The sequence below is a fragment of the Stagnihabitans tardus genome, from assembly GCF_009925085.1.
GTDB lineage: Bacteria > Pseudomonadota > Alphaproteobacteria > Rhodobacterales > Rhodobacteraceae > Stagnihabitans > Stagnihabitans tardus.
Genome location: NZ_JAABNR010000010.1, coordinates 168449 through 189595 on the forward strand (window position 1 = coordinate 168449; position 21147 = coordinate 189595).

The following is a 21147-nucleotide window of genomic DNA, read 5'->3' on the forward strand; positions in this document are numbered from 1 at the left end:
CCGAGTGAAAAGGGGTCCCGTTTTGACCTCACCGATGACTGACAGACCGAACTCCGACGTCCCGGGTTCCGAGCCGGAGCTGGACGAAAAAGTGCTGATCCGTCTCTTCGACCTGGCAGGGCCGGAGCAGACCATCGAAATCCTTGACCGCCTGATCATGGACCTGCGCGAGGTGCAGCAGGTGCTGAACCGGGCAAGGTCGGTGGATATCGCCACCCTCAGGCGGCAGAACCACACGCTGATCGGGATTGCCGGAACCGTGGGGGCCGCGCCTCTGCATCGGCTGGCGCTGGAGGCGGGGCGGCTCTTGCGCGAAGGCCCCGAGCCGGGCGCCGAGGCCGTGGTCGCGGGGCTGAGGCCCATGGTCGACCGGCTGATTTCCAGCCTGATCGCGATGCGGGCGGGGCGCTGAGGGGTCGCAGGCTCTTGCAACCCTGAAGGGAATGGCGGCATTGTCGGCTATGCAGAAGGCATTTCCGATGTCCGCCAATTCCCAAAAGGCCGCCCCGCGCGCAGCCGCGACCAAGACCCCTGCCGCCAAACCTGCCCTCGCCAAGGCAGGGCCGATCCTGTTGATCGAGGACACGGCCTCGTTGCAGCTGATCTACCGCTCGGTCCTTGCGGCCGAGGGCTACGAGGTCCATCTCGCAGCCTCGGCGGCCGAGGGGCACCGGCTTTTCGCCTCGGGCAACCACCGGGTGGTGCTTTTGGACCTGGGCCTGCCCGATGGCGACGGGTTGCAGGTGATGACGGCCATGCTGGAGCGGCGGCCGAACACCAAGGTCATCGTCATCACCGCCCATGGGTCGATCAACCGCGCGGTCGAGGCGATGCGGGCCGGGGCGCATGAGTTCCTGGTCAAGCCCTTCGAGGACGCGCGCTTTCTTTCGGCCGTGGCCAATGCCGTCGCCCGCAGCCAAAGCCGCAAGACGGCGGGGGATGCAGCGGCGGGCTTCATCGGCAGCTCCGAGGTCATGGGTCGCATCCATGACAAGATCGCCTCGGTCGCGGGCTCGATGGCCACGGTCTTCATCACCGGTGAAAGCGGCACGGGCAAGGAACTGGCGGCGCTGGCCGTCCATGGCGCCAGCCCCCGGGCCAAGGGGCCCTTCATCGCGCTGAACTGCGGGGCCATCCCGCATGACCTGCTGGAATCCGAGGTCTTCGGCCATATGAAGGGCTCTTTCACCGGGGCGATCAGCGACAGGCCGGGGGCGGCGACGGCGGCGGATGGCGGGACGCTGTTCCTCGATGAAATCTGCGAGATGGCGCCCGCGTTGCAGACCAAGCTCTTGCGGTTCCTGCAAACTTCCTCCGTGCTGCCGGTGGGGGCGACCAAGCCCATCAAGGTCGATGTCCGCATCGTCTGCGCCACCAACCGCGACCCCCTGGATGCCGTCCGGCGCGGGCAGTTCCGCGAGGACCTTTACTACCGGCTTTTCGTCGTGCCGATCCATCTGCCGCCGCTGCGCGAGAGGGGGGAGGACGTGATCGAGATCGCCGAGACGATGCTGGCGCGCTTTGCCGAGGAAGAGGGGCGGCGGTTCGACGGGCTCGACCCCGAGGTCGCGGAGCTTTTCCTCCGTCACCCCTGGCCGGGCAATGTGCGCCAGCTCTTGAACGTCATCCGCAATGTCGTCGTCCTGAATCGCGGTGGGTCGGTCACGCTGGACATGCTGCCCGAGACCCTGACGGACCTGGAACGGACCCCCAGCGCCCCACCCGTCGCCGCACCGGGCGAGCCCACGCTGGACAGCCTGATGGACCGCCCCCTTGCCGAGGTCGAGCGCCTGGTCGTCATGGCGACCATCGCCCGCCACGGCGGATCCATCCCCAAGGCGGCGCGGGTCCTGGACCTGTCGCCCTCGACGCTTTACCGCAAGCTCGAGGCCTGGTCGCGCGAGGATTGACGATAGGCCGCCACGGTCTGCGCCCAGATCCGGGTCAGGCCGGGCAGGGCGGCGCGGGCGGCCTCGGCCTCTCCGGCGCGCAACCGGGTCAAGAGCCGCTCCAGCCCCTCGCCCATGGCCTTGGCGCCGAAGACCCCGGCCGAGCCTGCCATGTGATGGGCCTCCTTGACGGCGATCTCAAGCGGCGCATCGGCCAGGCGGGTCAGGCCAAGCTCCATCTCGGTGATGAAGCGGTCGGTCAGCTGGGCCAGGACCTCGGGCGGCAGGGCGCCGCTCATGTCGCTGGCCGTCCGCCCGTCGCGCAGGTCGCCCAGGGCCGAGGGCGGGACGCTTTGCGCCAGGGCCTCGCGCAGGACCGCGCGCTCGACCGGCTTGAAGAGGACATGGCGCATCCCCACGGCGCGGAAACGGCGCAGGTCATCGGGCATCGCATGGGCGGTCAGGGCCAGGACCGGGGTGGCGGCATTGCGCCCGCCCTCGGCCCGAAGGCGTTGGGTCGCCGCGATCCCGTCCAGTTCGGGCATCGAGATATCCATCAGGATCACGTCGAAATCCTGCTCACTTGCCAGCCGCAGACCCTCCAGCCCGTCGCTGGCCTCGGTCACCGCATGGCCGTCCTGCTTGAGCATCTCGCGCACGATGAGCCGGTTGAAGAAATTGTCCTCGACGACCAGGATGCGCAAGAGCGGGCAGGGGGCAGGGGCCAGGGGCGCTGCAGGGGCCTCGGCGGGCGGGTTCGTGGGCTCCAGCGGCAGGACCAGGCGGAAGGTGCTGCCCCGCCCCGGCTCGCTCTCGACGCTGACCGTGCCGCCCATCCGGGTGACGATGCGCCGCACGATGCCAAGGCCAAGCCCTGTCCCCGAAGTCCGGCGCGCGAAAGAGGGGTCGAGCGTCACGAAATCCTCGAAGACCCGATCCAGGTCTTCCTTGGCAATCCCTATACCGGTGTCGGTGACGGAGATCTGAAAGGCGCCATCGGCCAGGCGTTGCAGCCGGATCAGGATCTGGCCCGCCCGGGTGAACTTGACGGCATTGCCCACCAGGTTCAACAGGATCTGCCGCAGCCGCCCCTGGTCGCCCATGACATGGGTCGGGCAATCCGGCGCGCGTTCGAAGGCCAGGTCATTGCCCAGAAGCGCGCTGGCGGGGCGCTGGTTTTCGACCACGTCCTGGACCAGGCGCTCCAGGTCGACCGGCGCCAGGGTCAGCCCGTCGCGGCCGCTGTCGAGCCGCGTCATGTCAAGGATATCGTTGACGTAATTCATCAGGAGCCGGCCTGAATCCGCCATGATCCGCAGGTAGTCGCGCTGCTGGGGGCCCATCTCTGTCGCCTGCAAGAGCTCGACCGTGCCAAGCATTCCGTTCAGGGGGGTGCGCAGTTCGTGGCTCATCAGGACCAGGAGATCGGCCTTGGCCTTTTCTCCGGCAAGGGCCGTGTCGCGGGCCTCGGTCAGGGCCTGTTCCGCCGCGACCTGGGCCGAGCGGTCCGAGAGGAAGACCACGAACATCGCCCCCGCCTCGGTGCGGATGGCCGAGACCGAGGCCTCGGCCGGGAAGCTGCGGCCGCTGGCCTGGCGTGCGGTGACGCGCAGGCGCTGGGGCCCGCCCTGGGGATCGAGCCGGACCTGCGGGCCCTCGGCGGAGGCGGGGATCAGCACGCCCAGGTCCCGGCCCAGGACGGACTCGGGCGAATGGCCGAAAAGCTGCGCCCCGGCGGGGCTGAAACCGGTGATGCGCCCCGCGGCATCCAGCGTCACGACCGGGTCGAGCGAGGCGCTGATCACCGCATCCAGCCGCGAGGCGGTGGCCGCGGCCTCGGTCGCGCTGCGGCGGGTCTTGCGCGAGACATGGACAAGGCAGGCCAAAAGCGCCAGGAGCCCGACAAGCAACGCGCCGCTGACCACGGCCAGCCGCGTCATCGCCGCCTTGATCCCGCTGCGCTTGTGGTCGGCCTGGGCGGCAAAGACCTCGACGCCGATCGTGCCCATGCGGTGAACCGCCGGAATGAGCTTGCGCAGCTCTTGCTTCATCCCCGGCAGGACCGCCGCAAGCCCCGGGTCCGGCCCGTCGATCACCGTCACCGTGCGGTCAAGAAAGCGTTGAAGCTGCGCCATGCCCGCATCGAACCCCGGGGTCTGGCGCAGGTCGGAAAAGAGCCGCCCTGCCCTCAGCGTGTCAAAGCGGCTGTAGGCGATGTCAAAGCGGGTCCGGACATCCTGCAGGCTGGCCTCGCCCTGCATCGCATCCTCGACCACGATTTCCAGGGTCAGAAGCTCGACATCCATCTGGCTGAGCGTCCACTGGACATTGTCGTTCGAGGAATAGCCCAGGCGGTCGATCTGCTGGGCGATGTTCAGCGCCAGGAGGATCAGGGCGGTCAGGGCGGCGGCAATGGCCAGCACGACGACGGCCGAACGCAGGGGGCCAAGGGCGGGAAGGCCGGATGGAGGGGAGGCAGTGGGCACGTCGGGCTCCGGCAAATGATCCGCCTAGGGCAGGACTTCGATATGGTCCAGCTGCCAGACGCTGCGGGCAAAGGCGGTGACGGTCTGATAGGCCTTGGGGTCGGCATCATAGGGATAGACGACCCAGATCGGCCCCTTGTCGCGGATCGACATGGGTTTGCCGTCGAACTCATAGGCCAGGATCGGGGCGCCGGGGCGGGCCTCGGCCAAGGGCATCTCGACCTGGTAATGGTTGAGCGCGCGCAGGACGATCCGGGCCTTGCTGTCGATCTTGAGCGCCTGGGCCAGGGTGGCCAGGGGGATGCCGGTGAACTCGTGCCGCCCCTCGGTCCAGATCGAAGAGGTGGTGAAGCGCACCGGACCCAGCGCCGCCAGCGCCTCGCGGTCGAAATGCATGAGCCCATCGGCGGCCACCTCCGGGTCGAGGCCCGAGACAGTGAGGATGACGGGCCCCTGGGGGACAGGTGAACTGGGCTGGGTCTGTGCCGCGGTCTGGGCCTGGGCGGGAAGGCCCCAGAGCACGCCGAGGCCCGGGGGCGCCAGCGCCAGGGCAGCGGCAAGGGTCAGCGCGCGGAAGGCATTCTGCGGCCTGGGGGGCAGGGAAAGGCCCGGGCTCATCGGTCTGGACGGCGTTCTTGCGGACATCGGTGGCTCCAGGCGGCTGGGGGGCGGGACCCTGGCCACTTATAGGCTTGGGCGGGGCCGCGCGGCAAGCTTTGCCTCCCGGGAGGGGACGGGTTAACCAGATGTGAATTCCCTTGCGCAAAGGATGGCAGACACGGGGGGGCTGCGGTAGACTCAGGACGACCGGAGGGCTGTCCCTGGGCACGCCAAGCGGCGAAAGGGCCGGGGAATTGGGGAAATCGGCATGGTTCGGATTTTGCTGGCGGATGACCATGACCTGGTGCGCGAGACCCTGGCGCAATATCTTGCCGCGCGGGGCGTCGGGCCGGTGACCCAGGCCCGGGATGCCGAGGGCGTGCTGCGGCTTCTCGAAGAGGGCGCGGTCTTCGACCTGGTGCTGCTGGATTACAACATGCCGGGCATGGGCGGGATGTCGGCGCTGGACCGCGTGCTGGCGGCGGGTGGCGTGGCGGCGGTGGCGATGATCTCGGGCGACATGAGCCAGGGCCTTGCGCTGGAGGCATTGGAGCGCGGGGCACGCGGTTTCGTGCCCAAGACGATTTCTCCGGACGCCTTCGTCAGGGCGGTGGAATGCATGATCGCGGGCGAGGTCTTTGCCCCGGCGACGCTTTTGGACCGGACCGAGGAGGGCGCCTTGTCCCTGCGCGAGATGGATGTGCTGCGCGGCATTTGCGCGGGCAAGTCGAACAAGGAAATCGCGCGGGATTTTGACCTGCAGGAGGTCACCGTGAAGCTGCATGTCAAGACGATGAGCCGCAAGCTGGGCGCGCGGAACCGCACCCATGCGGCGATGATCGCCAGGGATCGCAAGCTGGTCTGATCCGGGTCCTTTCTGCGGGCTTGCGCCCTTGTGCGGACCCGGAGGAAGCGGGGGCTGCCGCCCCCGCACCCCCGCATTCGGGAGGCTGCCGCCCCCCGATCCCCCCGCCTCAAGGGGGATACATCCCCCTTGAGAAACCCCGTGGATGTTTGGGAACAGATGAAAGATGGGGGGATGAGTATTTGCCCAAGCATGACAGGTGGGGGGCCGGGCGGCGGCAGCCCCCCGATGGTCAGAGGAAGCTCTGCGGGTCGATGTCGATGGCCAGCCGCAGGCTGGGCGGCTGTTTCAACTGGCCGACCCAGGCGCGGAGTGCGGCTTGCAGGGGGGTCGTCTTGTCGGCCTTGACCAGGAGGCGGACGCGGTGGCGGCCCCGGATGCGGGCGATGGGGGCGGGGGCGGGGCCGAAGACCATGGCCCCCACGGCGCGCAGGGGCCCGTCACGGCGGGCCAGTTCGGCGCCGAAATCGAAGACCTCTTCGACATTGGGCGAGGAGAGGATGATCCCTGCCATACGTCCGAAGGGGGGGACTTGGGCCTGGCGGCGGCCTTCGGCCTCGGCTTTCCAGAAGGCCTCGGTGTCGCCTTTCAGGATGGCCTGGATCACCGGGTGGTCCGGCGCGCAGGTCTGCAAGAGCGCCGTGCCGGGCTTGTCGGCGCGGCCTGCGCGGCCTGAGACCTGGGCGATCAACTGAAAGGTGCGCTCGGCGGCGCGGAGGTCAGAGCCCTGGAGGCCGAGGTCGGCGTCGATCACCCCCACCAGCGTCAGGTTGGGGAAATTGTGGCCCTTGGCGACGATCTGGGTGCCGATGATGATATCGGCACCTCCGTTGGCGATCTCGGCGATCTTGTCCTTCAGCGCGCGGGCGGTGGTGAAGAGGTCGGAGGAGAGGACCTCGGCCCTTGCGGTCGGGAAGCGGGCGGCGACCTCTTCGGCCAGGCGCTCCACCCCCGGGCCGATGGGGGCGAGGCTTCCCGTGGCCTGGCAGGCGGGGCAGGTCTCGGGCAGGGGCTTGGTCTCGCCGCATTGGTGGCAGACGAGGCGCTTGAGGAAGCGGTGTTCCACCATCCGCGCGTCGCAATGGTCGCAGCCGATCTGGTTGCCGCAGGCGCGACAGACGGTGACGGGGGCATAGCCGCGGCGGTTGAGGAAGAGGAGGCTCTGTTCGCCCAGGCCGATGCGCTTGTCGATGGCGCGGGCCAGGGGCTCGGAGATCCAGCGGTTGGGGGGGAGCTTCTCGGCGCGCAGGTCGATCGTGTGCATCTTGGGCATCACCGCGGGACCATGGCGCGAGGTCAGGTCGATGCGGGCATATTTGCCGGACTGGGCATTGACCCAGCTTTCCAAGGAGGGCGTGGCGGAGGAGAGCACCACCGCGCAGCCCAGGATCGAGGCGCGCAGGACGGCCATGTCGCGGGCGTGATAGAGCGCGCCTTCCTCTTGCTTGTAGGAGGTGTCGTGTTCCTCGTCGACCACGATCAGGCCAAGGTCCTGGAAAGGCAGGAAAAGCGCGGAACGGGCGCCGACGACGAGGCCCACTTCGCCCTCTGCCGCCATGCGCCAGAGGCGGCGGCGCTCGGTCATGGTCTGGCCGGAGTGCCACTCGCCGGGGCGGGCGCCGAAGCGGGCCTCGACGCGGGCGAGGAAGTCGCCGGTCAGGGAGATTTCGGGGAGGAGGACAAGGGCCTGGCGGCCCTGTTTCAGCGTCTCGGCCACGGCTTCGAGGTAAACCTCGGTCTTGCCGGAGCCCGTGACGCCCTTGAGCAGCGTGGTGGAATAGGTCCCGTTGACCGTCTTGCGCAGGGTCTCTCCGGCAGCGACCTGGTCGCCCTCCAGCCGCGAGGGGCGCAGGGGATCGAGGCGCGGATAGGGCAGGTCGCGGGGGGCGTCCTCTTCGGCCACGACGCCCAGGGCGACCAAGCCCTTGACGACAGAAGGAGAGACGCCTGCGGCCTCGGCCAGCTCGGTCAGGGTCAGGAGGGGGGTGGTGCGCAGGGTCTCGACCACTTTCAGCCGGGCCTCGGTCAGGCGGTTGGGGACGGGGCCCGCGAGGCGGTAGGTGCGCCGCGTGGTGGGCGGCAGGCCGAGGCCGGGGGCGCGGGTGGCGAGCCGCAGCATGGCGGGGAGCGGTGTCAGGGTGTAATCGGCGGCGCGGGCCAGGAAGGCGCGGAGTTCAGCGCGCATGGGGCGGGCTTCGAGGATGCGGAAGGCCTGGCGGAGTTTGGTCACGTCGAAATCGCTGACCCCCGGGCCCCAGACGACGCCCATGACCTTGCGGGGGCCGAGCGGGACCTCCAGGAAGTCGCCGTCGCCGCAGCCGCCTTCGGGGGCGAGGTAGTCCAGGACCCGGCCGATGGGCTCGCAGGTCAGGACGCCGATGCGGGCGCGAGGGGGGTAATGGCGGTCGGTCAATGGCCGATCTCTTGCAGGAAGGTCCGCAGGGTCTCGGCATAGGCTTTGGGGTTTTCGACCATGGGCAGGTGGCCCGTGCCGCGCAGGAGGGTGAAGCGGGCGCCCGGGATCATCTCGGCGGTCTCGCGCACCAGGTCGGGCGGGGTCGTGCCGTCGTTGGTGCCCGCGATGACGAGGGTCGGCAGGCGGAGCGTCGGGGTGGTCAGGGTGAAATCGGCCCCGGCGATGGCCTGGGCGGCGGCGCACCAGCCTTCCGTAGAGGTGCCGGTCAGGAGGGTTTCCAGCCTGTCGCGGGCCGGGTGGTCGCGCCATTTCGGCCCAAGCTGGCGTTGCAGGGCGCCGGGGGCATAGGCGGCGAGGCCCTGGGTGCGGACCTCCTCCGCCCGGGCTTGCCAGAGCGAGGGGGCGCCGATCCTTGCGGCGGTGTTGGAGAGGACCAAGGCGCGGACCAGGTCCAGGCGCTTGATCGCGAGGCCCTGGGCGACGAGGCCGCCGAGGGAGACGCCGAGGAAAACCGCGTCCTTCAGGGCGAAATGCTCCATCAGGCGTTCGGCATCGCGGATCATCGCACCCATGGCATAGGGGCCCTTCGGCACATCCGAGGCGCCGTGGCCGCGGTGGTCATAGGTCAGGATGCGCAGGCCGGGGAGGAGGGGAAGGAGGTCGTCCCAGATGGTCAGGTCGGTGCCAAGCGCATGGGAGAGCACCAGCGCAGGGGCGCCTTCGGGGCCATGAAGGCGGGCGTTCAGCCGAAGATCGGGAAGGAAGACGTGCATGTGGCCTTTGGTCAAGAGAGGGCGGTTATCGGCTGTCTGGGCCTTCGGAAAGATCGGGAAAGGTCAAGCCATCGCAAGGGCTTTGGCAAAGATCGCGGGGTCGACATTGCCGCCCGAGGCCACGGCGATGACCGTCTCGGGCAGGTCATCGGCAAACAAGGCGGCGGCAAGGGCCACGGCGCCGCCGGGCTCCAGCACCAGGCGCAGATGGGTGAAGGCCAGGGCCATGGCCGTCAGCGCCTGGTCGTCGGTCACCACCAGGCCCGGGCCTGCCAGCCGATGCAGGATGGGAAAGGTCAGCGCCCCGGGCTCTGGCGTCAGGATCGCATCGCAGACCGAGCCCGAGAGCGCCGGATTGCGAAGCGGCCTCCCCGCCGCCAAGGACCGCGCCATGTCGTCGAAACCCAGGGGCTCCACCGGGCGGGCGCGGAGCCCCGTGCCCTCCAGCGCCAAGGCGATGCCCGAGGTCAGGCCGCCTCCGCCGCAGCAGACGAGGACATCGGCGGTGAGGCCCTTGGCCTGTCCGGCAATCTCCAGCCCCACCGTCCCCTGGCCCGCGATGACCTGGGGGTGATCATAGGGCGGGACAAGCACCAGGCCGCGCTCGGCCATGATGCGGGCGCCGATCTCGGCCCTATCCTCGGTCGCGCGGTCGTAAAGCACGACCTCGGCGCCGTAAGCCCTTGTATTGGCGATCTTCACCGAGGGCGCATCCGAGGGCATGACCACCACGACCGGCATCCCCAGACAGGCCCCGGCATAGGCCACCCCCTGGGCATGGTTGCCCGAGGAATAGGCCAGCACCCCCGTCCCCTTGGGCAGCGCAGACAAGGCCGCCCAGGCGCCGCGCAGCTTGAAGCTGCCCGTCACCTGCAGGCTTTCCGCCTTGACCAGCACGCGGCGCCCGGCGATCCGGTCCAGAAGCGGGGCATGCAAAAGCGGGGTCCGGCGGACATCGGGCCCCATCCGCAGGGCTGCGGCCTGCACCAAAGCGCGTGTTGTCATGAGCTGCCCCTTTCGGCGTCATCCTACCCCCGGGCCACTGCGACGGAAAGCCCTGCTTGCCTTGCGCCCGCGCGGGACATAAACCGCCTGCAAACGGAGGGAACCATGGCAGATGCGACGGCGGTCAAACCCGGTGACGACGAGCGTCCGAAGTCGCGCAAGGTCTCGGCCCTGCGGGGGTTGACGCCTTTCCTAGCGCCCTATCGGGGCATGGGGGTCGTTGCGGGGATTGCGCTGGTCCTGACGGCGGGGGTCTCCTTGCTCTTGCCCATGGCGGTGCGGCGGGTCGTCGACGGCTTCGGGATGGAGCGGGCGGAGATGCTGGACCAGTATTTCGGCGCGGCCATGGCGGTGGCGCTGATCCTGGCCCTTGGCTCGGCCACGCGCTATTACTTCGTCACAAGGCTGGGGGAGCGGGTCGTGGCCGATATCCGCCGGGCCTTGTTCGACAAGGTCATGGGGATGAGCCCGTCGTGGTTCGAAAAGATGATGACGGGCGAGATCCTGAGCCGCATCACCACGGACACGACGCTGATCCTGTCGGTGATCGGCTCCTCGGTCTCGGTCGCGCTGCGGCATCTGTTGACGCTGATCGGGGGGATGGTGCTTCTGATGCTGACCTCGATCAAGCTGACGGGGCTGGTGGCGCTGGTCGTGCCGGGGGTGGTCATCCCGATCATCATCCTGGGGCGGCGGCTGCGGGCCTCCTCCCGCGAGAACCAGGACTGGATGGCGGCGGGCAGCGCCAAGGCGGGCGAGGCGCTGAGCGCGGTGCAGATCGTCCAGGCCTTCACCCATGAGGCCGCGACCCGGGGCGAGTTCGCCGAGGTGACCGAGGGCGGTTTTGCCTCGGCCCTGCGGCGGGTGCAGCTCCGGGCGGTGATGACCTTTGTCGTGATGTTCCTGGCCTTTGCGGGGGTCGTGGGGGTCCTGTGGATCGGGGCGCATGACGTGCGCGAGGGGGTGATGACCGCCGGGGAGCTGGTGCAGTTCGTCATCTATGCGGTGATGGTGGCGGGCGCGCTTGGGGCGCTGTCAGAGGTTTGGGGTGAGCTCCAGCGCGCGGCGGGGGCGACGGAGCGCCTGGTCGAGATCCTGGGCGATCAGGACCGCGTGTCGGACCCCGCGCGGGGCGTCGCCGTGCCCGATGGCCCCCTGGAGATCGGCTTCCAAGGCGTCACCTTCCGCTATCCGACCCGTCCCGACACGCCCGCGCTGGAGGAGGTCAGCCTGACCATCCATCCCGGCGAGACCGTGGCCCTGGTCGGCCCCTCGGGCGCGGGGAAGTCGACGATCTTCCAGCTTCTGCAACGCTTTCACGACCCCGACCGGGGGGTGATCACGCTGGGTGGCGTCGATCTGCGGGCGATGAACCGCGCCGAGTTCCGCCGGAAATTCGCGCTTGTGCCGCAGGAGAGCTTCATCTTCGCGGCCTCGGCCTTTGAAAACATCCGCTTTGGCCGCCCCGATGCGACGCGGGCCGAGGTCGAGGCTGCGGCCAGGGCGGCTGCGGCGCATGACTTCATCACCGCGCTGCCGCAGGGCTATGACACGCCCTTGGGCGAGCGCGGGGTGATGCTCTCGGGCGGGCAGAAGCAGCGCGTGGCGATTGCCCGGGCGATCCTGCGCGATGCGCCGGTTCTGCTGCTGGACGAGGCGACCAGTGCCTTGGATGCCGAAAGCGAACGCGCGGTGCAGCAGGCGGTGGATGCCCTGGCCCAGGGGCGGACTTTGTTGGTCGTGGCGCATCGGCTGGCGACGGTGAAGCGCGCCGACCGGATCGTGGTGATGGACCAGGGCCGCATCGTCGCGATCGGGCGTCACGAGGAATTGGTGGCGCAGAACGGGCTTTACGCGCGGCTGGCGCGGTTGCAGTTCACCGACGGGACAGAAGCGGTTTAAGGCCCTTCAGAAAGGCCCGGACCTCGGCGGGCAGGGGGCTCGTCGCATAGGCCAGCGCGGCTGCGGCGTCGAGGTCCTCGCTGGCGCCGATATGCGACAGGAGCCCGAGCCGCTCGGCCTCGGCCTCGGGCGGCAGGGGCAGTTGGCCTGCGGCCGCCAGCGTCAGGTGATCGTCATGCAGGCGGCGGAGCGCGGCAAAGACCTCGGCCTCGCCCCCCAAGGCCGTGGCCCTCTGGCCCGCACCCAGGCAATCATAGCGTGCGCAGCCCGGATAGCCCTTGGTCTCCAGCTGGCCATGCAGCTTGCAATCCCGCCCCGCCAGGTGCCGACAGCGCTTCCCGGCCGGCTTGTCATGGGCGAAGTCGGGGCCTTCGTCGAAGGGCAGGTGGATGCAGCAAAGCGCCGCGCAGGCGCCGCAATCCGCCGTCCATTGGTCCCAAGCCATGCGATCCTCCGAATGTCGCAACGGAATTAGCGCGGGCGCGGGGCTTTGCGCAAGGAGCTGCTTGGCAAAAGCCGGAGGCTCACCCATCTTGGGGAAAAGCCACGGGAGATGGCAGGGGAGGAGATCATGACGCAATTCCGCAACGGGGCGGACCTTTTGGCCATCGAGGCCGAGGGGGAGTGGCAGAGCCTGGACGTCGCGCGCACGATGCATGGGTTTCTGCGCCGGACGGCCGCGGCCCATGGGGGGAAGGCCGCGGTCAGCTACCAGCTGACCTCGGGGCCCGGCGACAAGGCGCAGACGCTGACCTGGGATCAGCTTCTGTCCGAGGTGACGCGGGCGGCGAACCTCTTCCGCTCCCTGGGCGTGGGGCCGGGCGATACCGTGGCCTATATCCTGCCCAATGCGCTGGAGACGGTGGTGACCCTGCTGGGCGGCATGGTCGCGGGGATCGTGGCGCCGATCAACCCGCTTCTGGAGCCCGAACAGATCGCGGGGCTGTTGCGCGAAACCCGGGCCAAGGTCGTCGTCACCCTGCGGTCCTTCCCGCAGACCGATGTGGCGCAGAAGGTGGCGAAGGCGCTGGAGGAGGCACCGGGGGTCAAGACCGTGCTCGAGGTCGACCTTGCGCATTACCTGCCCTTCGCCAAGGGGCTGATCGCGGGGCTTTTCCTGCGGCCGAAGCAAAGCGTGGCGCATGGGGCCCGCGTCATGGACTTTGCCCGCGCGCTGGCGGCGCAAAGCGCGACCCTGGGCTTTGCCGACCCCGAAGAGGACCGCGTGGCCGCCTATTTCCACACCGGGGGCACGACGGGGATGCCCAAGGTGGCGCAGCACCGGGTCTCGGGCATGGTCTATAACGGTTGGCTGGGAGGGCGGCTTCTGTTCAAGCCCTCGGATGTGCTGATGTGTCCCCTGCCGCTGTTCCATGTCTTTGCCGCCTATCCGATCCTGATGTCGGTTATCGCCTCGGGCGCTCAGGTCGTCTTTCCGACGCCGCAGGGCTATCGCGGGGCGGGGGTCTTCGACAACCTGTGGAAGCTGGTGGAACGCTGGGGGGTGACCTATCTGATCGCGGTGCCCACGGCCCTGGCGGCCCTGATGCAGCGCCCGGTCGATGCGAAGATTTCAACCCTGAGGGGGACCTTCTCGGGGTCCTCTCCGCTGCCGATTGAACTTTTCCAACGATACCAGAAGACGACCGGGGTTCAGATCATCGAGGGCTATGGCCTGACCGAGGCCACCTGCCTCGTCGCCGTCAACCCGCCCGAGGGGGAAAAGCGCATCGGCTCGGTGGGCTTTGCCTTCCCCCATACGAAGGTCCGGATCGTGGGGCCCCAAGGGCAGGACTGCGCGGTGGACGAGATCGGCGAGATCTGCATCTCGAACCCCGGGGTGATCCCGGGGGGGACCTACCTGGAGCCCAGCCGCAACGAGGGCCTGTTTCACGGCGACTTCCTGCGGACGGGCGACCTGGGGCGCATCGACCCGCAGGGCTATCTTTACATCACCGGCCGCGCCAAGGACCTGATCATCCGGGGCGGCCACAACATCGACCCGGGCCTGATCGAGGAGGCCCTGGCGGGCCATCCGGCCGTGGCGCTTGCGGGGGCCATCGGCCAGCCCGACAGCTTTGCCGGGGAACTGCCCTGCGTCTATGTCGAGCTGGTCCAGGGCGCCAGCGCCACGCCCGAGGCGCTTCTCGAGCATTGCCGCGCCCATATCACCGAACGCGCGGCCATCCCGAAACATGTCGAGATCCTGCCCGCCCTGCCCAAGACCGCCGTGGGCAAGATACTCAAGAACGAGCTGCGCAAGGCGGCCATCGCCCGGGTCTATGACGCGGCCCTGGCCGAGGCGGGAATTTCGGCGCGCGTCAGCGAAGTGGTCGAGGACCGCAAGCGCGGCCTTGTCGCGCGGGTCGCGGGCGAGGGCGACGCGGGCGCCGTCCTTGGCGCCTTTGCCACGCCCTGGGAACCCGCGCCCTAGGCCCGGAAGTCGCACCCGTCGTCCTTGCGCCGGGCAACGACAGTTTTCCGTTGCGGGAATCGCGGGCGGTGATTCATTCTGGTCGCATATCTTGATTCGGGAGGTTTGAAGATGAGATTCGCGACCCTGTGCCGCCTGGCGCTCGTGGCGAGCCTGGGGCTGACGGCGGCGCCGGCACTGGCTGACCGGACGGACACGCTCTTTACGCACAAGGCCTGGCGCGTCCAGGGAGTGACTTTCGACGATGGCAGCTATGCCTGCCTGGCAGAGGTCGCCGACCCGGGCGAGAGCTTTACCATCTGGATCTTCCAGGACGCTTCGATCCGGCTGCAGTTCTACTCGGAGGAGTGGGATTTCGGCGAGGGGGACACGGCGGATCTGGAGGTCGAGATCGACCGCCGCTCGCCCTGGTCGCTGACGGCGGCGGAGCTGTACAAGCAGTCGGTGCTGTTCAACCTGCCTGCGGCCGACAATGCCGGGGATTTCGTCGTGGAAGTGGCGCGCGGCAATACGCTGCACCTGCGGTCGGGCGATGGCACGCCGGTCAAGGATTACTCGCTGTCGGGGTCTTCGGCCTCGATCTCGAAACTCCTGGACTGCGGCGACGCGATCACCGGGCCGAGCAATCCCTTCAACTGAGCGGGTCTGTCCGACCGCCTGGGGAGGCGGCTTTCAGCCGCCTTCCCATTCGGTCGGAGGGGGCGCGGCTGCGCCGCGCCAAGGAGGCTTGCGGCCCCCTTTTCGCTTACAGGGCCAGCGCCGCCTTGCGGCCCTCGTGGAAAGCATAGGCGGCCAGGCGCGGGGCGGCACAATCGCCGATCCGGTGCAGGGTCTTGCCGGGGATTTGCGCCGGGAAGGGGTCGAAGGCGCGGTTGGTCGTGGCCATGACGAGGGCAGAGGCAGCGACCTGCCGCTCTTCACCCGTCAGAAGGCCGCGGATCGTGGCGCCATTGCCATGCCAGGCCGCGATGCCGCTTTCCGTCACGAACTCCACCCCCAGCTGCGCGAGGCGCTTGCGGGTGGCGAGGTCGGCGGCGGTGCGGGTGATCTCCTTGCCGACATAGGCCTCGGGCGTCACATGGATGACCTTGTGGCCGCGCTCGGCCAGGGTCCAGGAGGTGCCGACGCCGCGCCAGTTCGAGCCCTCGTCGTAAAGGATCACCACGTCGCCCAGCCGCGCCTCGCGCCGCATGACGGCTTCGGGCGACCAGATGCCGGGGCCCGTGACCGCGCCGGAGGGATTCCAGCGCTGGAAGCCGCTCTCGTCGGGGAGGCTCCCGGTCGCGAGGATCACGGTCTGGGCCGGGTGGTCTGACAGATCGTCCAGGTAGGTGTTCAGCCGCAGGGTCACGCCGAGCTTGACGAATTGGCGCTCGTACCAGTCCATCAGGTCGAGGATCTGCGCCCGGCGCGGCTGCATCCCCGCCAGGCGGAACTGGCCGCCGATCTGGTTCAGGGCCTCGACGATCTCGACGCGGAAGCCGCGTTCGGCGGCGGCGCGGGCGGCCTCGAGCCCCGCGGGGCCCGCGCCTACGACCAGGACATCGCGGGGCGTGGCCTTGGTAAAGCGGTCGCCGCCCCATTCGAACTCGCGCCCGGCCGAGGGGTTGATCAGGCAGGAGATCCAGTAATCGCGCGAGCGGCGCCCCCAGCACATCTGGTTGCAGGAGAGGCAGGGGCGGATATCGCTGGCCCTTCCCTCCATGGTTTTCCGCGCCAGGTGTGGGTCGGCGATCTGGCCGCGCACGATGGAGACAAGGTCGGCCTCTCCGCTGGCCAGGACGGTTTCGGCATTGTCGGGGGTGCGGATGCCCGCCTCGGAGGTGATCTTGGCATGTTTCGCCTGGGCTTTCAGGCGGGCGGTGAGAGAGGTGGTCAGCTTTTCGCCATGGGTGAAGGGCGGGATGATGCTCTCGAAATCCATGTAGCCGCCGGCGCCCACGGTGACGTAATCGACATCGCCGGTGTCATGCAAAGCGATGATTTCGCAGAAATCATCCTGGGACAGCAGGACCGGGCTTTCCTGCCAGGAGATCGCCAGGCCGATGATGAAATCGGCCCCGCAGTCGCGGCGGATGGCGGCGATAAGCTCGCGCGAGAACCTTGTGCGGTTCTCGAGGCTGCCGCCCCATTGGTCGCTGCGGCGGTTGCTCCAGGGCGTCCAGAACTGGTCGATCAGCGAGTGATAGGCGGCCCAGACCTCGACGCCCTGGAAGCCCGCGTCCCGGGCGCGATGGACGGCGGAGAGATGGGCGTCGAAGAGCTCCTGCACCTCGGCGCCGGTCATTTCGTGGGAGCCGTCGGAGTCATGATAGGACGGCAGGCCCGAGGGCGACCAATGCGGCGCGAAGGACAGGTCCGAATCGCCATGGGCGCCGATGTGGTAGATCTGTTGCAGGATCACCGCGCCCTCGGCCTTGACCGCCGTGGTGACCTCGCGGAAGCCCGCGATGATGGCGTCATCCTGGGCCAGGTAGTTGCCCCGCGTCAGGACGCCGGTGCGGTGGGCAGGCACAGGCTCGGTCACGATCATGGCCGCACCGCCCTTGGCGCGTTCGACCCAGTAACCCTTGGCCCTCGGCCCCGGAAGCCCCATGTCCGACATGTTGGCCGTATGGGCGCCAAAGACGATGCGGTTGCGCAAGACATGGCCGCGCAGGGTCAGGGGAGAGGTGAGGTGTTTGTGCATGGGGGCCTCCTGTGAGCAGGCTGCCTTGACTTGACACATGTGTCAAGTTTTAGTCGCAGCCCAGCGGGTGAAGGCCTGAACCTGGAAGGGATCGGGGCTGGCGGCCAGCTCCCACAGGCGATGGGCACCCGCAAGGATGTCCAGGCGGTCAAGGTCGATGGCGCGCCCGGTCAGGTCCGCATAGGCGCGGCCAAGGCGCCGGGTCAGGTCGGGAGAGATCAGCGCCGAATAGGCCAGGTCGCGGTGCAGGGGGCCGAAGCCGCTGTCGCCGAAGTCATAGATGCCGCCGAGGCGCCGGGCCTTGGGATCAAAGGCCATGTTCCAGCCATGGGCGTCGAAATGGCCCCAGACCTCGCCCAGGGGATCGGGGGGCAGGGCCTGCCAAAGGGTCAAGAGCGCCTCTGCTTGCGGACGCAGGTCCTTGGGCACCGGCTTTAGCATCTCGGGCCGGGGCGCGGGCCAGGGGGCTACCGGACCTGCCCCGGCCTGGCGCAATAGGCCATGGGGGACGGCGTGGCAATCGGCGTGAAACCGGGCGAGGTCCCGGGCCAGGGTCTCGCGGTCGGGCGTTCCCAGCGCGTCGTAAATCGGCGCCAGAAGCTGGACGCCGGGCAGAAGCCGGTGCCGCGAAAAGGGCGGCGGTCCTGCGTGAAAGCGCAGATCCGGCAGGGGCAGGCGCACGAAGGGACGGACCACGGCCAGGACCCTCGCTTCGCGGGCCAGGGCCTGGGCGTCGCGGGGGAGCTTGATGACCTCCAAGCCGACCGCAAAGGCGCTGCAATCCGACCCCGCGCCAAGCGGCGTGATGGCCTGCCCGGCCAGGTCCGGGCACAGCCGGGCCAGGGCCTCGGGCGTCATTCGGCGGCGGAGAGGGCCCAGCCGCCGATGGCCTTGGATTCGAGGAACTCCTCGATCCCCCAGACCCCGCCCTCGCGCGCCCGGCCCGACATCTTGACCCCGCCGAAGAAGGCCCCCGCGCCACGCGAGCGCCCGTTCATCTGGATCATCCCCGCTTTCAGCGCCAGCGCCATGCGGTTGGCCCGCGCGCCGTCCTGGGTCTGGACGTAATGGGTCAGGCCATAGGGGCTGTCATTGGCGATGGCCACGGCCTCTTCCTCGGTGTCGAAGGGGATCATGGCGAGGACCGGGCCAAAGATCTCTTCCTTCTCGATCGTCATGCCGGGGGTGACATCGGCAAAGACCGTGGGCTTGACATAGAAGCCGCGGTTGAAGCCCTCGGGCAGGCCCGGGCCGCCGGCCACCAGCCGCGCGCCCTCGTCGATGCCCTTCTGGATATAGCCCTGGATCTGGTCCCATTGGCGCTTGTTCACCACCGGGCCGATATGGTCGCCCTCGTCATGGGCCGAGCCCACTTGGATGCTTTGCGCGACCTGGGCCGCAATGGCCACCGCGCGGTCATAGGCCGGGCGCTGCACGAGCATCCGCGAGGGCGCGTTGCAGCTTTGGCCCGAGTTGTCCATCATGTGCCGCACGCCGCGTTCCACCGCCTTGTCGTCGGCATCGGCGAAGACCACGTTGGCGCCCTTGCCCCCCAGCTCCAGCATCACCCGTTTCAGCGTCTCGGCGGCGGCCTTGGAGATCGCCTTGCCCGCCCGTGTCGAGCCGGTGAAGGAGATCATCGCCACATCCGGGTGCGTGGTCAGCTGCGCGCCAACCCCCGCGCCATCGCCGTTCACCAGGTTGAAGACCCCGGGCGGGATCCCCGCGTCATGGCAGAACTCGGCGAAGATCATGGCGTTGAGCGGGCTCTCCTCCGAAGGCTTCAGCACGCAGGTGCAGCCCGCCAGCAGCGCCGGGATGACCTTCAGCGCGATCTGGTTCATCGGCCAGTTCCAGGGCGTGATCAGGCCCACGACGCCGATGGGCTCTTGGGCGATCATCGTGTCGGGGGCATGGGGGCCGAGCGGCTTGATCCATTCGAAGGCGTCGAAAGCGGTCAGGAAATTGGTCAGGTGCCAGGGCAGGCAGGGCGCCTGGGAGCCGCGGGCATGGTCGATGGGCGAGCCCATCTCGATCGAGATGGCCCGGGCGAGGTCCTCCTTGCGGGCCTCGTATTGCTCGAGGATGCGCACCACGGCGGCGCGGCGGGTGGCCGGGGGCGTCGCGGCCCAGGCGGGGAAGGCGGCCTTGGCGGCGGCCACCGCCGCATCGGTGTCAGCCTGGTCGCCCAAGGAGATCACCGCGCAGGGTTCTTCGGTCGAGGGATCGATGACGGCGCAGTCGCGCGGGGCGGCGGGGGCGGTCCAGCGACCGTTGATATAGAAGTCACGGCGGGTGATCAGGGTATTGGTCGCGGTCTCGGTCATGGCGGGCCTCCATTTTCTCCCAGCATAGGTTGCATGGGAAAAAGGTCCAGCCGGGCGGCGACATATTTTGATCAAATTCTGTCGGCGGGAGAAAAGAGGATGCCGGTTCCAAGCGCGGGGACCGGGGGGGAAGGGGGTTCTTTTTGTCGCAGGGGCTGATCCGGGGGGGTGAAACCGGGGGCTTTACTGGATAGATAGGGTCCAGACACAGCATCAGGAGGCCGTCATGGGTCTGCGCATCAACGATATCGCTCCGGACTTCACCGCCAATTCCACGGCTGGGGAGATCAAGTTCCACGACTGGCTGGGCGATCACTACGGGATCATCTTCAGCCACCCGCGCGACTTCACGCCCGTCTGCACGACGGAATTCGGCGCGGTGGCCCAGCTTTCGGCCGAATTCGCCAAGCGCGGGGTCAAGGTCCTGGGCGTCTCGGTCGATTCGGTCGAGGACCACGCCGAGTGGAAGCGCGACATCGAGGCCTTTGGCGGGGCTCCGGCCGATTTCCCGATCATCGACGATACCTCGCTGACGGTCGCCAAAGCCTATGACATGCTGCCCGCCGATTACTACTTGCCGACCGAGGGCCGGACGCCCGCGAATTCGGCCACGGTGCGGACGGTCTATATCGTGGGCCGCGACAAGAAGGTCAAACTGACCATGACCTATCCGATGTCGGTGGGTCGCAACTTCGCCGAGATCCTGCGGGCCCTGGACGCCGTTATCCTGACCGATGGCGTGCCCCTGGCGACGCCGGCCAACTGGCAGGCGGGCCAGGATGTGATCGTGGCCCTGGCCTTGAACAACGAACAAGCGACGGAACGTTTCGGCGCCCTGGACATCAAGCTGCCCTACCTGCGCTTCGCCAAGGCGCCGAAGTAAGCTCATTGCCACGGGGCTCTGCCGACTGCCCCCGTGGCTCTGCCATTTGACCCCTGGCCCTGCCGACTGCAGGATCATCGCGCGCGACAGCCGCCGCCTGGAGGTCCGGGCGGCGGTTTCGTTTCCCGCCTTGGCCACCGGGGACCGTTGCAACTGCGCCCAGCCCGCAGTCGGCGGGGCGCGGGTTCCGGTTTGCGTTGACCGGGCAGTCGGCAGAGCCCTAAAGCTGGATATGCCCTAAAGCTGGATATGGATGTGGTCGTCGTGCCGCGCCGCCCGGCAGCCCTGGAAGCCGAAGCGCGCGCCCCCGACGCTCAGGCTCTCCCGCAGATGCGGCTCGACGAAGATCCGGCCGAGGCGAGGGTCCTGGCCCAGAACCCGCAAGGCCTCGGCCGTGCGGGTCCGGTCCAGCGCCAGGTCGGGGAAAAGCCCCTGCAGCCAGTCAAGGTCCCAGCGCAGCGTCAGCCGTCGGGGCGGGCAGTCCGTGGGGCCTTGCTCGAAGGCGAAATAGCCCAGGGGAGACCGCGTCCGGCCCGGAACGTAACCCTCGGCGCCCTCGTAGTAATAGGCCAGGTCCAGTTTCTCGCCGTCGTCATGGCTCAGATGCGGCAAGAGGGGCACGCCGTCGAAAAGCGGAAAACTGCCGTCCAGGGTCAGGGTGACCGTGCCGGGGAACTGCGCCTCCATGTGCTGGGCCAGGTCCTGGGCCACGACGATCAGCTTCGGGTCGGCGTAATTCCGGTTCAGCGCGTGGGCGCGCTAGCCCAGATGCGACTTTGGTTTGGTGGAGAGTTTCGCCTTGCGATGACCTCGGCCAAGGACATGGGCGCGGAAGACTTCGGCGGGGGTTCGGAAGCCCAGGCACTTCCGTGGGGTCT

Annotated in this window: 17 protein-coding genes and 1 pseudogene; 7 read left to right on the forward strand and 11 right to left on the reverse strand. The window is 68.6% G+C overall.

Features of this window, described 5'->3' with window-relative positions:
• The first annotated feature begins 34 nt into the window (after window positions 1-34).
• Window positions 35-412 (forward strand): Hpt domain-containing protein, encoded by a 378-nt coding sequence (locus GV832_RS12310; protein WP_168775171.1) that lies wholly within the window; start codon window positions 35-37, stop codon window positions 410-412.
• Between the two features lie 67 nt (window positions 413-479).
• The gene (locus GV832_RS12315) at window positions 480-1910 is read left to right on the forward strand and encodes a sigma-54-dependent transcriptional regulator (RefSeq protein WP_168775172.1); all 1431 of its coding nucleotides are present in this window, start codon (window positions 480-482) and stop codon (window positions 1908-1910) included.
• Here GV832_RS12315 and GV832_RS12320 read toward each other — a convergent pair.
• Together GV832_RS12320 and GV832_RS12325 are read right to left on the reverse strand one after the other, a co-directional pair.
• The gene (locus GV832_RS12320) at window positions 1874-4375 is read right to left on the reverse strand and encodes a hybrid sensor histidine kinase/response regulator (RefSeq protein WP_168775173.1); all 2502 of its coding nucleotides are present in this window, start codon (window positions 4373-4375) and stop codon (window positions 1874-1876) included. The genes GV832_RS12315 and GV832_RS12320 overlap by 37 nt on opposite strands.
• 24 nt (window positions 4376-4399) lie before the next feature.
• Window positions 4400-4993 (reverse strand): putative pterin-binding protein, encoded by a 594-nt coding sequence (locus GV832_RS12325; protein WP_168775174.1) that lies wholly within the window; start codon window positions 4991-4993, stop codon window positions 4400-4402.
• A 250-nt stretch (window positions 4994-5243) separates the two neighbouring features.
• Here GV832_RS12325 and GV832_RS12330 point away from each other — a divergent pair, with 250 nt between their 5' ends.
• Entirely contained in the window at window positions 5244-5840 is a 597-nt protein-coding gene (locus tag GV832_RS12330) for a response regulator (protein ID WP_168775175.1), read from the forward strand.
• A 232-nt stretch (window positions 5841-6072) separates the two neighbouring features.
• On the opposite strand, the gene GV832_RS12335 is transcribed toward GV832_RS12330, so the two are convergent.
• The 3 genes from GV832_RS12335 to GV832_RS12345 all read right to left on the reverse strand — a co-directional run bounded on the left by GV832_RS12335 (window position 6073) and on the right by GV832_RS12345 (window position 10034).
• Complete coding sequence (locus tag GV832_RS12335) at window positions 6073-8253, reverse strand: primosomal protein N' (protein WP_227754387.1); 2181 nt, start codon at window positions 8251-8253, stop codon at window positions 6073-6075.
• A complete protein-coding gene (gene pcaD / locus GV832_RS12340; protein ID WP_168775176.1) occupies window positions 8250-9029 on the reverse strand; it encodes a 3-oxoadipate enol-lactonase in 780 nt (259 codons plus the stop codon). Before pcaD ends, GV832_RS12335 begins: the two co-directional genes overlap by 4 nt.
• Window positions 9030-9092: 63 nt before the next feature.
• Window positions 9093-10034 (reverse strand): threonine ammonia-lyase, encoded by a 942-nt coding sequence (locus GV832_RS12345; RefSeq protein ID WP_168775177.1) that lies wholly within the window; start codon window positions 10032-10034, stop codon window positions 9093-9095.
• Between the two features lie 105 nt (window positions 10035-10139).
• Here GV832_RS12345 and GV832_RS12350 point away from each other — a divergent pair, with 105 nt between their 5' ends.
• Entirely contained in the window at window positions 10140-11936 is a 1797-nt protein-coding gene (locus GV832_RS12350) for an ABC transporter transmembrane domain-containing protein (protein ID WP_168775178.1), read from the forward strand.
• On the opposite strand, the gene GV832_RS12355 is transcribed toward GV832_RS12350, so the two are convergent.
• Window positions 11911-12381: a hypothetical protein gene (locus tag GV832_RS12355; RefSeq protein WP_168775179.1), complete on the reverse strand. Its 471-nt coding sequence runs from the start codon at window positions 12379-12381 to the stop codon at window positions 11911-11913. The genes GV832_RS12350 and GV832_RS12355 overlap by 26 nt on opposite strands.
• 126 nt (window positions 12382-12507) lie before the next feature.
• Between GV832_RS12355 and GV832_RS12360 the strand changes: the two genes are divergently transcribed.
• Window positions 12508-14370 (forward strand): acyl-CoA synthetase, encoded by a 1863-nt coding sequence (locus tag GV832_RS12360; RefSeq protein ID WP_168775180.1) that lies wholly within the window; start codon window positions 12508-12510, stop codon window positions 14368-14370.
• A 111-nt stretch (window positions 14371-14481) separates the two neighbouring features.
• The gene (locus tag GV832_RS12365) at window positions 14482-15009 is read left to right on the forward strand and encodes a hypothetical protein (RefSeq protein WP_168775181.1); all 528 of its coding nucleotides are present in this window, start codon (window positions 14482-14484) and stop codon (window positions 15007-15009) included.
• Between the two features lie 106 nt (window positions 15010-15115).
• Here GV832_RS12365 and GV832_RS12370 read toward each other — a convergent pair whose 3' ends face one another.
• Genes GV832_RS12370 through GV832_RS12380 form a run of 3 tightly spaced genes read right to left on the reverse strand, consistent with a single transcriptional unit; the run spans window position 15116 to window position 19362 of the window.
• Window positions 15116-17059: an oxidoreductase gene (locus GV832_RS12370; RefSeq protein WP_168775182.1), complete on the reverse strand. Its 1944-nt coding sequence runs from the start codon at window positions 17057-17059 to the stop codon at window positions 15116-15118.
• Window positions 17060-17101: 42 nt separating this feature from the next.
• Window positions 17102-17917, reverse strand: a complete 816-nt coding sequence (locus GV832_RS12375; protein WP_168775183.1) for a phosphotransferase family protein — start codon at window positions 17915-17917, stop codon at window positions 17102-17104.
• The gene (locus GV832_RS12380; protein ID WP_168775192.1) at window positions 17914-19362 is read right to left on the reverse strand and encodes an aldehyde dehydrogenase family protein; all 1449 of its coding nucleotides are present in this window, start codon (window positions 19360-19362) and stop codon (window positions 17914-17916) included. The genes GV832_RS12375 and GV832_RS12380 overlap by 4 nt, the downstream gene beginning before the upstream one ends.
• 250 nt (window positions 19363-19612) lie before the next feature.
• On the opposite strand from GV832_RS12380, the gene GV832_RS12385 reads away from it, so the two are divergent.
• Complete coding sequence (locus GV832_RS12385) at window positions 19613-20269, forward strand: peroxiredoxin (protein WP_168775184.1); 657 nt, start codon at window positions 19613-19615, stop codon at window positions 20267-20269.
• Window positions 20270-20506: 237 nt separating this feature from the next.
• Here the strand turns inward: GV832_RS12385 and GV832_RS12390 are convergent, their stop codons facing one another.
• Complete coding sequence (locus tag GV832_RS12390; RefSeq protein WP_354001959.1) at window positions 20507-20980, reverse strand: hypothetical protein; 474 nt, start codon at window positions 20978-20980, stop codon at window positions 20507-20509.
• Window positions 20981-21028: 48 nt separating this feature from the next.
• A pseudogene (locus GV832_RS22690) lies at window positions 21029-21147 on the reverse strand (IS30 family transposase); the annotation flags it as partial.